Here is a 13,693-nt window from a genome sequence, read left to right as displayed (position 1 = left end):
CTCGGATCATGAGCAGTGGCGCTGGTTTTTGGATGATAACCTCTGGACGGTGACGGTCAATGGAAGATTCCCGCTTCCTGCTCGCCTGCCAGCGAAAGCCGGTCGACGCGACGCCGATCTGGCTGATGCGCCAGGCAGGCCGCTACCTTCCCGAGTACCGGGCCGTCCGCGCGCGTGCCTCGCTGCTCGACATCTGCAGCCAAGCGGAGCTGGTCGCCGAGGTGACGCTCCAGCCGGTTTGCCGGCTCGGAGTCGACGCCGCGATCATCTTTGCCGATATCCTGCTGCCGCTCGTCTCGATGGGCGTGCGGCTCGAATTCGCAGCCGGAGAGGGGCCAGTCATCCACGACCCGGTTCGCGCTCCGGAAGCGATCGAACGGCTGCGCCGGCCGGAGGCCGAGGAGATCGCGCCAGCGATCTATGAGGCGATTCGACTGGTGCGACGGGAACTGGGCGGAAAGGTGCCGGTGATCGGCTTCGCTGGCGCGCCCTTTACGGTCGCAAGCTACCTGATCGAAGGCGGTAGCTCGCGGCAGTACCTGGAGACGAAGCGGCTGATGCACGGAGCCCCCGAGAGCTGGGCGACTCTGATGGATCTGCTCACCGACGTGACGACGGCTTACCTGCGCGCCCAGATCGCTGCCGGAGCGCAGGCGGTGCAGCTCTTCGATAGCTGGGCCGGCGCGCTCAGCCCGCTCGACTACCGCGAGCGCGTGCTCCCCTGGGTTCGCCGGATCGTCGACGAGCTGCGACCGCTCGGCGTGCCCGTCATCCTGTTCAGCACCGGCACCGCGGGCTTCCTCGCAGAATTGGCGGAGAGCGGAGCCGACGTGATCGGGGTGGACTGGCGCGTCCGGCTGGACGACGCCTGGGATACGATCGGCTTGGACCGGGCCATCCAGGGAAACCTCGACCCCGCAGTGCTCTTCGCGCCGCGCGACGAGATCGCGCGCCAGGCGCGAGCTGTGCTGGAGCAAGCTGGTGGCCGCCCTGGCCACATCTTCAACCTGGGCCATGGCGTTCTCCCCGAAACGCCAGTCGACAACGTGCGGTACCTCGTCGATCTCGTGCACGAGCTGACCCTCGCCCCAGGCTCTGCCTATCCGGCCAAGTGCCGGACCGTCGACTGCAGAACGAGTGATGGAGGGCAGGCATCGAGATGAGTACCCAGCCGGTCGAGACCATCGCGGTGCTGCTGATGGCGTACGGCGGACCTGACAAGCTCGAGGACATCCCGGCCTACCTGGCCGACGTCCGGCACGGGCGGCCGTTCTCGCAGGCACTGCTGGAGGAGATCACCGAGCGCTACCGTCGCATCGGCGGGCGCTCGCCGATCGTCGAGCTGACCCGTGCCCAGGCGGCCGGGATCGAGCGGCTGCTCAACGCTTGCGAGGCCGCCGAACAGGGGATTCGCTACCGCACCTACGTGGGCATGCGGCACTGGCACCCCTATATTCACGAGGTCGTGCCCGAGATCCTGCGCGACGGCGCTGACCGGCTAGTAGCCGTGGTGATGGCCCCGCACTACTCGAAAATGAGCGTCGGCGCCTACTTGCAGCGGCTATCCGAGGCGCTGGAGTCGCAGCGAGCCGAATTCCCGGTGCTGGCCGTCGAGAGCTGGAAGGACGAGCCGGCCTTCATCGCGGCGGTAGCCGACCGGATTACCGAGGGGCTAGCTCGCTTCGCGGAGCGACGTGACGAGGTGGTGCTTCTCTTCACCGCGCACAGCCTGCCGGAGCGTATCCTGACCTGGGGCGATCCGTACCGCGAGGAGATCCTCGCCTCGGTCGAGCAGGTCGCCCGGCATTTTCCGTCGCGGCGCTGGGTCTTCGCCTTCCAGAGCCAGGGTGCCAGCGAGGAGCCTTGGCTGGGGCCGACCGTCGAAGAGACGCTCGACCGGCTGGCAGCCGAGGGCGTCGAGAACGTGCTCCTGGTACCGATCGGGTTCGTCTGCGACCACGTGGAGGTGCTCTACGACGTCGACATCGAGCACCGGCACTATGCCGCCGATCTCGGCATCCGGTTGGAGCGCACAGCCTCGCTCAACGACCATCCGCTACTGTGCCAGGCAATCGCGGACGTGGTCCGCCGCCGGGTGACCGAGGCTCGCGCGCTCGCGCGTTGACGATGGGGCCAGACGCTCTCCACCACATCGCGGTGATCGGCGGTGGGATCGCTGGGCTCGCCGCTGCCTACCGGCTACAAGGAGTGGTAGCGTCCACGCCGCTACGCATTACGCTGGTCGAGGCGACCGACCGCCTGGGCGGCTGGGTTCGCACCGATCGCTGGGGTGACGTTCTCGTCGAGGCTGGCCCCGATTCCTTCCTAGCCACGAAGCCGGCCGCAAGGGCGCTGGCGATCGAGCTGGGCCTCGGCGCCGAGCTCGTCGGCCTGCGCCCGGGATTCGAGAGCGCGTTCATTGCTCGCCGGGGACGCCTGGAGCCACTCCCCGAAGGGTTCTCGCTGATGATCCCCACCCGGCTGCGCCCACTCCTGACGAGTGGCCTCCTCTCGAACCGGGGCAAGCTGCGCCTGGCTCTCGACTTGCTCCTACCCCCGCGCCGTGATGACGAGGACGAGTCGCTGGCAGCGTTCGTGCGGCGGCGACTCGGCAGCGAGGCCTACGAGTGGATCGCCCAGCCATTGCTTGCCGGCATCTACGCAAGCGACGCTGAACACCTCAGCCTGCTGGCCACTTTTCCCCAACTCCGCGAACTTGAGCTGCGCCACGGGAGTCTGATCCGTGGCGCGCTCACCCAGCGGCGCAGCCGCGCGCGTAGCGGTTCTGGCTCCACCTTTCTCACGTTGCGGGGTGGCATGGGAACACTTATCGAGGAACTGGTTCGTCGCCTCCACCAGGTCGACGTCCGCCTCGGCGATGCAGCCATCTTGCTCTCCGAGTGTCGGGGCGGCTACCGGATCACGCTCACGAGTGGCCATGACCTCGATGCCGACGCGGTCATCATCGCGACGCCGGCCTACGCTGCGGCACGCTTGCTCGAGCCGCTGGATCGAGAGCTCACCAGACTACTGGAGGGTATTCCTTACGCCTCCACTGCCACAGTCACGCTGGTCTATCGAGCATGCGACGTCGCGCCGGTCGCCCGTGGTCGCGGCGTCGTCGTGCCGGTCGCCGAGGGTCGGGAGGTGACCGCGGTCACCTGGGTCGCGAACAAGTTCGAAGGGCGTGCCCCGCCTGATCTCGCGCCGGTTCGTGTGTTCCTCGGCCGCTACGGCCGTGAAGGGATCCTCGAGCTGCCGGACGACCGCCTGGTCGAGCTAGCACGGGAAGAGCTGCGGGGGCTGTTCGGCCTCAGAGCAGAGCCGTTGCACGCCATCGTCCACCGGCAAGCGCGCTCGATCCCGCAGTACCTGGTTGGGCATCTAGACCGGATCAAGGAGATCGAGGCGCGCCTGGCTGTTCACCCCGGGCTCTTCCTCATCGGTGCGGCCTATCGGGGCGTCGGCCTGCCCGACTGCATCGCGGGCGCTGAGCGGGCAGCCCGATCGGCTCTGTCTGCCTTCCAGCTCGAGGCGTCCGGTATCTCCTGAGGCGGGTGGCGGTACCGATGGCTCCTAGGGAGTGCCCAGCCAATCGCGCACCCGATCGAGCCAGGACTCGTCGGAGCGCAGGATTTCCGGGTCTGGCTGGGGAACTTCGACCCGCTCTCCGAGCACGACCTGCAGGGCGGCCCACCGCATCCAGCGCGCGTAGTCGTCGCCGGCCAGCGCCGCGGCGCGCTCGAGCGCAGCGCTGATGCACGGCGGCCTGTCCTGGGGGTGATGCGAGTCGCTGGCGATGAGGTGAGCGGCCCGGGCGCGAAGGAGCAGCACGGCGACGCGCTGTGCCTCCCTACCGTTGCTGCCGAGCAGCGAGCCTGCGTTGATCTGCACCAGCGCACCGGCCTGTACCGCTTCGAGCACGAGCTCCGGATTGCGCTGGACTGGAGGATGGCGCTCAGGATGCGCGAAGACAGGCCAGAGGCCGTCCTCGAGGAGTGCCGCAAGCGACCGCGGCACCCAGCGTGGCCACTCGTTCCAGTCCGGCAACTCGACGAGGACATAGGGCTTTCCATTGAGGGTGATCAGCCGCCCCTGCTTGTAGAAGATGCCCAGATAACGGGTCAGCTTGTATTCGCACCCGGGCACGACCTCGATCGGGATCTCAGCTTCCTGGGCCAGCTCGTTGAGCCGTTGCACCGCATCCGGGATGGTCGCTGGTCGGGATCCGTCGGCATGAGGCGTCGCGGCGATAATTCGCGTGCCGTCGGCCGCGGCTACCCGCAGCATCGCGACGGCCATCTCCTCGTCCCGCGCTCCATCGTCTACCGCAGGGACCAAGTGACTGTGCAGGTCCACCTGAGGGATATCGTGGCCCGGTGTCTGGCGCGTTTCCGAATCGCGCGTCACCGAGGTCCCCGTCGCGACCTCCTCAGGGGCGCCGACTCCAGACTCGCCCGCCTGTGCTTCGCCCACGTCTTTCACCCAACGCTTCCGGCCGTCAAAGGCCTGACAACAGGCGAAAAGTCGTCGCAATAGCCTGCTGCCGGATTATACCGGGTCGTGAACAAGCAACCGGATGCCGGTCGGGAGAGGAGACAGAACGCCGGCGGAAAGCCCATCCGGTTCCCGCCGGCACCACGGGTGACGTCAGAATCGCGCGAGAGCAACTATCTACGACGAGACGCAGCCAGCCTCCCCCGGGAGGAGCGGACGGGGGAAAACCGCGTAGAGCGCGTCGCCGCTCCGCCAGCGGGTCAGCGTGTTGGCCTGGCTCATCGCGTCGAGCACGGCCGCTAGCTCAGCGCGCTCCACTATCCCGCAACGAGCCTGCATGCCCATCACCTGATACGGTTCCCCGAACTCACCCAGTGGACCCGCCAGCGGCCACTCCATCTCCGCCGGCTGCACATCGACCGGCTCGTCGATAGCCTGGTCAGCGGGAACCACGACCAGTTGCAGGCGCGAGATTTCGTACGAGGTCTCTGGCTTCGCGATGGCAGTCGGAGGCAGCCAAGAGCTAAAGCTAAGCGCCTTGTCCAGGAAGTCCCGAAGTCGCTGCCGGACTTGTCGATCCTCCGGAGACAGGTTCGGGTCGTTGAGCTCGGCTTCGCTCAGCGCGTAGACGGACACGGTCGAAGTTCGGCCACCGGCGTTGACGGTGAAGAGAGTGATCGGCGCATCGGCGATTGTGGGCAATTCATAGCGCCGGTCACCCTCCAGCAGGCCAGCCGCCTGCGCCTCGTGCAGGATCGCCTGCACGCCCTCCTCGGTCAATCTCGTCTCGAGGAGATTGGGGAGAGCCGGGGGCGGGTAGATCATGATCTGTGGTCCCTGCGTGATCACGCGCCCGTCGCCGTAGAGCACGAAGAGCGGGAGTTCGGTCACTGCGTAGAATGGCGGAAGCAAGCCACCGGTGCGATCGATGCGCAGGACCAGATCCTCGGCGCCAGTTGGGTGGGCAATGGTGCCCGGCCCGGCCGTGGGGCTGCTCTCCCCGGTCGAGGGGGTCGAGCCAGGCCCTGGCTGGCTACCGGGGCCACCCTGGCCTTCGGGCTGGCCACAGGCAGCAAGCAGGGGAACCAGGATAGCGGCGCCGGCAAGGGCGATAAATCGTCTCCGCGTAGAGGTCACCGATCGACTCCTTTCGGCTGGGTCACCGGGTCGCAAGGCGTGTCCCACCCTCGACCGTTCTCCACTAGCAGGACGTTACTGCCGAGACGAAAGTTCCCCATGCCGAGAGGCGATCTCGAATCGCTAGACTGCTTGCGCCCGCTAGGCTGGCGCGCTCGCCGTCAGTACGTAGTAGCTGGAGCCCGCTCGGAGCCGCGACACCGAGTATCGCGGCCCCGAGCGGATTCTGGAGGACAAGGCGAGTGGAGGCTACTTGTAATTGAAGTCCGTACCTTCCGCCATCGTGCGCACCGCATCGACTTAGAGGGGTGGCAGATGCAGGCGACTGACGGCGGACGTTGTCGTCAGATCCCCCAGCACGACCCGCAGCGGGTGACTCGGCCCGAGCTCGTCGTCGCGGTAGGTGACGACCACGAGTGCGCGGGTGGTGGCGACGCGTCGGCCGACGAAGCGCAGGAGATCGAGCGTCGCCTCGTCAGCCCAGTGGGCGTCTTCGATGACCACCAGCGCGGGTCGAGTGCGGCGCGCGAGGAATGCATGGAAGACCAGGAAGGCGCGCTGGCGATGGTCGTCCAGTTCGAGGACACGCCGGAGCTCCTCTCCAGCTTGCGCCGCGATGTCGAGGAGTCGCCCGAGAGGCCGCGGCGTCGAGAGCGGGTCGCAGGCGCCGTGATAGAGCCGAGCCTCGCGCTCCACCATTCTGTCAAACGCTGTGACCAGGGCGGTCTTACCCACCCCGGCTTCCCCCGCGACGAAGACCAGGTGTCCGGGCCCCGAAGCGGCTGCATCGAGCCGCTGGCGTAGTTCGGAGAGAAACGCGTCCCGTTCGAGAAGGAGCTTGACCGCTCCTCCGACCTCCCGACCGGACCTGATCAAACAACTTGTGAGCGATCTGCTCGACCGCACGATACCGGAACGGCGCAGGTTGCGCAATCGGGAAGCCTCTCCAACGTGGCATCCGAGGTTCTCGCGCGGGCTGGACTGATCCTCGGCCGAGCCGGTGTCCAACTCAACGGAGCGAGGCCTGATTCTTCGGGCATTACCGCCTTACGAGTGCTTTCATGTGGCAGCGGTCGCTCGGACGGTGGGCTTGTCAGCGGAGTCGGCTTCAGAGGTGCAGCAGATTCCCCACCGCAATCTGGAGGCACATCCCTCAGACACCGGAGCGACAGCTCCAGCCTGCACTACATCACTTCGCTCTCTCGATCGATGGCGTCCTGGAAGGCCTGGCGGGCATCCTCGGTGCGCACGACGAAGACGACCCGGCGTACCCGGCAATCTGGGCGCGACAGAGAGCGGCGCACCGTCGACACCATCAGGCTCGCGGCCTCGGCCAGGTCGAAGCCCCCCACGCCCGTGCCCAGCGCCGGAAAGGCCACCGACTCCACTCCCAACTCGTCGGCGACCGCGAGCGCGGCTCGCGTCGCCGCCTGGATGCTCTCGGCAGTCGGCGGGATCATCCGTCCCCCCTGATACCCCATGGCGGCGGCATGGATGACCGCCTTGTAGGGTAGCCGGCCGGCGCCGGTCGCCACCGCCTCCCCGACGCGGATCGGGCCCTTGCTCATCGCCTCGCGCTCGATCTCCTCGCCGCCGGCCCGCTTGATCGCGCCCGCCACGCCTCCGCCCATCCAGAGTTCAGTATTCGCGGCGTTCACTATGGCCTCGGTATCGACCGTGGTGATGTCGCCGACGATGACCTCCATGATGCCGTCGCTCATCATCTGCCCCCTCGGAACCTCGCGATATCCAGGAAGTAGCCACCGCCGCTCGAGCACGAGCGCGCTCAGCAGTCCCGTCCTAGCACCTGAGACCACCGTGGCCGTCTCCGCCCTCGACCGGGTCGAGCTACAGGGCATCCCGGAATTGCCGAGCGCGTCCAGGCGCCCACAGCTTCGGGTGACACCCTCCGGAGGAGAACCTCACCTGGTTCCAGAGGCGGCGACAGGTCACCGACGCCGAGCTAGCCGCTTGGCCCCAGTCGCCGGGCCGGCTGCCCCAGCGCGCACTCCCCCGCCGTCCTCCGGCCCCGAACCCGGGCACCGGCTCACGATCCCTCGGGTAGGCAGGCACGGACAAGGCCAGCGGTCAGCTCGCGGAGCTCTGAGCCCCCACGCGGTCGTAGGCGGCCGGCAGCCCGGTCCATTCGAGCACCTCGGTCAGGGCCTCGAGTGTCTGCTCGTCCAGCACCGGCCCGGGGTGCCGGACCGTAGCGTGCGCGATCAGCCCGCGGCGGCGCTGCGTCTCCTTGCGGATCGCCAGCCCGATCCGCGGCTGCCCCTCGAAGACCAGTGCCGGCAGCGCCCGGTAGTACCGCTCAGCCGCGCCTGCCCGGTCACCCGCCTGCCAGGCCCGCCAGATCGCGACCAGCACCTCCGGGTACGCGAAGCCGGTCATCGTGCCGCTGGCCCCGGCCCGCAGCTCATCCAGCAGGTACATGCCGCCCAGCCCGCCGACGATCGTCACCCGGTCGCCGGTCAGCTTCAGTGTCTGGGCGATCCGCTGAGGAGTCGGCGTATCCTCCAGCTTGATGGTCGCGATCGCCGGCACCGCCTCGACCAGCTCGGCCATCGCCCTCGGCGAGAGGGTGACCCCGTTCACCGGCGGGTAGTCTTGCAGCACGATCGGGATCCCGATCGCCTCGCCCAGCCGGCGGAAGTGCTCCGTCAGAGCCGGGCCGGGCTGCAGGAACGTCGGCGGCGCCACCATCACGCCGGCCGCCCCCATCGCCTCGGCCTCGCGGCTGGCGGCGATGGTGGCGTCGGTGCCGTCGCGTGAGGTGCCGACGATCACCGGCACCCGGCCACCGACCGTCTCCATGACGACCTCGACCACGCGGCGGCGCTCAGCGTCGGTCAACTTCTGCGCCTCGCCCGCCACGCCGAGGACGGTGATGCCGTCCACGCCGGCGGCGATGGTGGCCTCGACCAGCCGGCGCAGGCTGGCCTCGTCCAGGCTGCCATCAGGATGAAACGGCGTGCTCAGGATGTTGTAGACACCGCGCAACGGCTCGTACACGATCGCCCTCCTGACCACTCGGCTCCGCTGTCGTTACGACCAGCACCCGCTCGGGCTGCGCTCCCATTATCGCTTGACGAGGTTGCGGAGGAGGAACAGCACGTTCGCCGGGCGCTCGGCCAGCCGGCGCATCAGGTAGAAATACCACTCGGTGCCGAAGGGTGTTGCCACCAGCACCCGGTACCCCTGCCGCACCAGCTCGAGCTGGAGCTGCGGGCGCACGCCGTAGAGCATCTGGAACTCGAACCGGTCGCGGCCGATCCCGTGCCGCTCGGTGAAGTCGATTACGTGGGCGATGATCCGCTCGTCGTGGGTCGCGATCGCCGTGAACCCCGCGTTCGGCAGGCAGCGCTCGGCCAGCCGGATGTAGTTGCGGTCAACGTCGGCCTTCTTCGGGTAGGCCACGCTCGCCGGCTCGAGGTAGGCACCCTTCACCAGGCGCAGGTTCGGCTTGAGCGGCAGCAGGTCCTCGAGGTCCTGCACCGTGCGGTAGAGCATGGCCTGCAGCACCGTTCCCACGTTGTCGTAGCCGTCGGCCCGCAGCCGGCGGTAGATGCGGAGCGTGGGGTCGACCCGGGTCGACTCCTCCATGTCGATCCGGATGAAGTTGCCGAGCGCGGCCGCGTGCTCGACCAGCGTCCGGACGTTCCGGTAGGCGAATTCCTCGCCCAGATCCAGCCCCAGGTGCGTCAGCTTGAGCGCGACGTTGGTCACCAAGCCCTCGGCGGCGATGCGGTCGAGGATCTCGATGTAGGCGTCGACGACCCCGAGGGCAGTCGCCTCGTCCTTGACCCCCTCGCCGAGCAGTGTGGTGTTGGTGCGCAGCCCCTTCGCGTTGAGGGATCGCAGGACGCGGACGGCCTCGTCCAGCGTCTCGCCGGCGACGAAGCGCGCCGCGCCGAGTCGCATGCCGTAGCGACGGACGAAGCGGGCCACCAGCGGGTTGTGCGTGGCGGAGAGGATGGCTCGGCGGAAGATCCCGTTGGCCGCCATCGCCAGCCGCTCGCGCGCATCAGGCTCGATCGTCGGGGGCATCGCATAGCCGGCCGGCCGCTCGCCGGTCTCGCGCACTGTGCTCATCGGCTCCCGGTACCCTTCACCTCGCAAAGCCAGAGAACAACCTCGCTCCACCCACGATCGCTCAGCACGTCTCCTAGCGTTGCCCAGGCCCGCCGGGTGACCAGCTACGCTGGCAAGCCGATCGGAGCCAGCCCCGCCTCCCGAATGGCCGCGTTGAGCGCCCCGCCCTGCTCGTCGAGCACGCGCCGGAGTTGCTCGACCAGCTCGTCGAGCTGCGCCGAGAGCTCGGCGAAGACCTCGCGCGACTGGCGCGTGGGAACGTAGTCGGCGCTGTCGACCGCGTCGAACAGCGCGTTGAACTTCTCGTGCAGCCCGCTTGGCCAGAGCTGGGACTCGCGCATGTGGACGTCGATCAGCTCGCCGCGGATGGAGTGGAGCTCGCTCTGGAGCGCCGCCAGCGCGCGACGAACCGCCTCGCCCCCGGCGAGTCCGGCGATGCGCTGTTCCCAATTCCTGGCCTGGGCCAGCAGCGCGTCGATCTGGTTGATCGTCACGTTGGTCAGCGAGAGCTTCTCGATGATCGCTCGCAGGAGCTCGAACTGCGCCTGGAGGTCGTCGCTGCTGGCAGTGATCCGTGGATCTGGCTCGATCTCGAACGGCTGGACGAGACGGTGATCGCCGACCGCCAAGCGAACCTGGTAGGTGCCGGGCAAGACCATCGGCCCATCCGGGCGCGGCCAGGGCTCGAGGTCGGGCGCGGTCACGTCCGGCGCGCCCGGCAGCCGCATGTTCCAGACGAAGCGGTTGATGCCAGGCTTGACCGGGAGCCCCCCGTCCTCGCTGCTGAACGAGCGGAGCTCGTCGCCCTGCTGGTCGAGGATCGCCAGGGTGACCGGGCCCTCCAGCTCGGCCGGCAGGTAGTAGTGGATGATCACGCCCTGGGGCGGGTTCTCACCGGCGTCCAGGTACCGGTAAGCGACGGAGCCGTCCGGCCTGCGCTCGGGCAGGATGGAGACCACGCTGGTGTCGACCCGAGCGTAGTTGACCATCCCCAGGATCGGCTCGCGGTAGGGCCGGGCGCTGTCCATGCGCATGCGCATCGTCGGCCGGGGACGGAACAGGTAGGGTTGGGCATCGTCCAGCGGCTCGTCGAGCTGGTAGAAGGGGGTCAGGTCGTCGAGGATCCAGAAGCTCCGCCCGTGGGTGGCGACGACCATCTCGACGCCCTTGATGACGAGGTCGTAGATCGGCACCACCGGCAGGTTACCACCCAGCCGGTGCCAGTTGGCGCCGTCATCGAAGGAGATGTAGAGCCCGGTCTCGGTCCCGGCGTAGAGCAGCCCCCGGCGATTGGGATCTTCGCGGATCACCCGGGTGAACTCACCCTCCGGGATGCCGTTGGTGATCTTCGTCCAGGTGCGGCCGTAGTCGGCCGTCTTGTAGAGGTAGGGGCGGAAGTCGTCCAGCTTGTAGCGGGTGGCGGCCAGGTAGCAGGTGGCCGGGTCGTGCGGGGAAGGCTCGACGATGCTGACCAGCGTCCACTCGGGCAGCTCGGGCGGGGTGACGTTGCGCCAGGTGCGCCCGCCGTCCTCCGAGACGTGGACGAGGCCGTCGTCGGTACCAGCCCAGAGGAGACCAGGACGGAGCGGCGATTCGGCCAGCGCGAAGATGGTGCAGTAAACCTCGGCGCCGGTGTTGTCGCGCGTGATCGGCCCGCCGGAGGGCTTGAGCTTCTCGGGGTCGTTGCGGGTGAGGTCGGGGCTGATCACCTCCCAGGTGGTGCCCAGGTCCGTCGAGCGGAAGACGTGGTTGCCGGCCACGTAGAGGACGTTGGGGTCGTGCTTGGAGAAGAAGATTGGGAAGGTCCAGCCGATCCGGTACTTGAGGCTCTCGGCGCCGACGCCCCAGCCGTAGAGCTCCGGCCAGATGGTGATGTCGCGCACCTGCTTCGTCCGGTGATCGTAGAGGGTGAGCCGGTCGTTGAAGACGCGTCGCCCGGCCGGCCCCGAGCCGACCACGATGTTGGGATCGTCCGGCTTGACGGCGATGTAGCCGCTCTCGCCGCCGCCCGGCGCATACCAGTCGCGCTCGTGGATCGCCCCATCGACCGAGCGGCTCGGCACGCTGATGGCGGTGTTGTCCTGCTGGGAGCCGTAGACGCGGTAAGGGACCTGGTCGTCGGTGATAACGTGGTAGAGCTGGGCCGTCGGCTGGTTATAGATCGAGGACCAGCTCGCGCCGCCGTTGAAGGTGACGCAGGCGCCGCCGTCGTTCCCCTCGATCATCCGGAGCGGGTTGTTGGGGTCGATCCAGAGCGCGTGGTCGTCGCCGTGGGGGGTGGGCACGCGGTGGAAGGTCGCCCCGCCGTCGACCGACTTCCAGAGGCTGTAGTTCTGGACCCAGACCGTGTCGGGATCTTTTGGATCGGCGGTGATGTGCATGTAGTACCAGGGACGGGTACGGAGCAGCGACTGCTCGCTGAGGCGGATCCAGGTCTCGCCGTAGTCGTCGGAGCGGAAGACGGCGCCGTCCTCGGCCTCGATCAGCGCCCAGACGCGGCCGGGCTTGGCCGGCGAGACCGCGACGCCGATCTTGCCCAGGAGCCCGGTGGGCAGGCCGGGCTTGCGGGAGATCTCCTCCCAGGTGTCGCCGCCGTCGAAGGAACGCCAGAGCCCGCACTCCTCGCCGCCGCTCACCAGCGCCCAGGGGTAGCGCTGCACCTGCCAGACCGCCGCGAAGAGGATGCGCGGGTTGGTGCGATCCATCGCGATGTCGTGGCAGCCGGCGCGCGGGCTCTTGTAGAGCACCTTCTCCCAGGTCTTACCGCCATCGGTCGAGCGGAAGACGCCGCGCTCCTCGTTGGGGCCGAAGGCGTGGCCGAGCGCGGCCACGTAGACGATGTCCGGGTCGTGGGGATGGATCACGATCTTGCCGATGTGGCGGGTATCGGAGAGCCCGCAGTGGATCCAGGTCCGGCCGGCGTCGGTGGACTTGTAGACGCCGTCGCCGTGGGAGACGTTGTTGCGGATGCAGGCCTCGCCGGTGCCGACGTAGATCACGTTGGGGTCGGATTCCGACACCGCGATGGCGCCGACGGCGGCGGTGCGGAAGAAGCCGTCGGAGACGTTGCGCCAGGTCACCCCGCCGTCGGTGGTCTTCCACACGCCGCCAGCGCAGGCGCCGAAGTAGAACGTCATCGGGTCCGAGACGTCACCGGCGACGGCGACCACCCGCCCGCCGCGGTGCGGGCCGATGCAGCGCCACTCCAGCGACGAGAGCACGCTCTCCATGATCTTCCCGCCCGCACTCGTCACGTTACCCTCCCCTCAAACGCCTTAGAACCCAGTCAGTCGACGGACTTCCAGCAGTACGCTAACAGGAATACTGTACGTCACGGCGCTCCTGACGGGCGATGAGCTGCTAGGACCAGTAGCCACTTCGCCCATGCGACGAATACGCCGACCATGGAGGCCGACGTCGCGGTGCGGTTCCAGCCACTCTGCCCGGGCGACGCAAACGCTATAGGCTTTCCTCCTCGAGCGGACACCTCCGCATGCACCCCTCGGCTCATGCAGGCGGAGACTTCATCCCGCATCCGGAGGGACGCTCCATAAGAGGGTGATAACGGACAGCGAGGCACGCACCCGCCTGCCTATCAAAAGCGTTAGAGCTGCTCGGCACTACTCACCTATCGATCACCTCCACCGCAGGCAGACACGCTCCCAGCCCATGGGCCTACCAGACCACACGCACTGATCCGGCACTATGGAGATCATACCCGCCGAACGAGACGGAAGTCTGACGGGTCAGGGCTCAACGTGGCGCTGAGCTCGCCGCGGCCCGAGCCTGCGGAGTGAGCATCGTCCGGCTCGAGGGCATGCCCAGAGCCGTCCGAACCTGATCGGATGCGTGAACTGTCGTCGCCCATCGGCGGGATCGCCTGATGCTCGTCGGATGCTGGCGAAGCCGCGAGGAGACGGCTCTCGCCCCGTGGCCAGCACGCGACCGCCCACGCTCGGGC

10 protein-coding genes are annotated in these 13,693 nt (G+C 68.1%); 3 read left to right on the top strand and 7 right to left on the bottom strand.

Annotated features, from left to right (window positions below; genetic code table 11):
* Window positions 1-59: 59 nt before the first annotated feature.
* Genes hemE through hemG form a run of 3 tightly spaced genes read left to right on the top strand, consistent with a single transcriptional unit; the run spans window position 60 to window position 3,552 of the window.
* The gene (hemE, locus tag NET02_RS01485) at window positions 60-1,163 is read left to right on the top strand and encodes a uroporphyrinogen decarboxylase (protein WP_284055597.1); all 1,104 of its coding nucleotides are present in this window, start codon (window positions 60-62) and stop codon (window positions 1,161-1,163) included.
* Window positions 1,160-2,125: a ferrochelatase gene (hemH, locus tag NET02_RS01480; RefSeq protein ID WP_284055596.1), complete on the top strand. Its 966-nt coding sequence runs from the start codon at window positions 1,160-1,162 to the stop codon at window positions 2,123-2,125. Before hemE ends, hemH begins: the two co-directional genes overlap by 4 nt.
* Window positions 2,126-2,127: 2 nt before the next feature.
* The gene (gene hemG / locus NET02_RS01475; protein WP_284055595.1) at window positions 2,128-3,552 is read left to right on the top strand and encodes a protoporphyrinogen oxidase; all 1,425 of its coding nucleotides are present in this window, start codon (window positions 2,128-2,130) and stop codon (window positions 3,550-3,552) included.
* A 24-nt stretch (window positions 3,553-3,576) separates the two neighbouring features.
* On the opposite strand, the gene NET02_RS01470 is transcribed toward hemG, so the two are convergent.
* The 7 genes from NET02_RS01470 to NET02_RS01440 form a co-directional block, all read right to left on the bottom strand.
* On the bottom strand, window positions 3,577-4,476 hold the full coding sequence (locus NET02_RS01470; RefSeq protein ID WP_284055594.1) for a tyrosine-protein phosphatase: 900 nt from the start codon (window positions 4,474-4,476) through the stop codon (window positions 3,577-3,579).
* A 198-nt stretch (window positions 4,477-4,674) separates the two neighbouring features.
* Complete coding sequence (locus tag NET02_RS01465; RefSeq protein ID WP_284055593.1) at window positions 4,675-5,634, bottom strand: hypothetical protein; 960 nt, start codon at window positions 5,632-5,634, stop codon at window positions 4,675-4,677.
* A gap of 300 nt (window positions 5,635-5,934) precedes the next feature.
* Window positions 5,935-6,540 carry an AAA family ATPase gene (locus tag NET02_RS01460; RefSeq protein ID WP_284055908.1) on the bottom strand — a complete coding sequence of 202 codons (606 nt, stop codon included), beginning with the start codon at window positions 6,538-6,540 and terminating at the stop codon, window positions 5,935-5,937.
* Between the two features lie 278 nt (window positions 6,541-6,818).
* Window positions 6,819-7,355 carry a macro domain-containing protein gene (locus NET02_RS01455; RefSeq protein WP_284055592.1) on the bottom strand — a complete coding sequence of 179 codons (537 nt, stop codon included), beginning with the start codon at window positions 7,353-7,355 and terminating at the stop codon, window positions 6,819-6,821.
* A 367-nt stretch (window positions 7,356-7,722) separates the two neighbouring features.
* Window positions 7,723-8,652 (bottom strand): dihydrodipicolinate synthase family protein, encoded by a 930-nt coding sequence (locus NET02_RS01450; protein ID WP_284055591.1) that lies wholly within the window; start codon window positions 8,650-8,652, stop codon window positions 7,723-7,725.
* A gap of 66 nt (window positions 8,653-8,718) precedes the next feature.
* Window positions 8,719-9,732 carry a proline dehydrogenase family protein gene (locus NET02_RS01445; protein ID WP_284055590.1) on the bottom strand — a complete coding sequence of 338 codons (1,014 nt, stop codon included), beginning with the start codon at window positions 9,730-9,732 and terminating at the stop codon, window positions 8,719-8,721.
* Window positions 9,733-9,836: 104 nt separating this feature from the next.
* Window positions 9,837-12,962, bottom strand: a complete 3,126-nt coding sequence (locus tag NET02_RS01440; protein ID WP_430981067.1) for a WD40/YVTN/BNR-like repeat-containing protein — start codon at window positions 12,960-12,962, stop codon at window positions 9,837-9,839.
* Window positions 12,963-13,693: the final 731 nt, after the last annotated feature.

It is taken from the genome of Thermalbibacter longus (assembly GCF_023806485.1).
Lineage (GTDB): Bacteria > Chloroflexota > Chloroflexia > Thermomicrobiales > Thermomicrobiaceae > Thermalbibacter > Thermalbibacter longus.
Note: the sequence above shows the minus strand (reverse complement) of the source record. Positions and strands in the feature narration are given on the sequence as shown.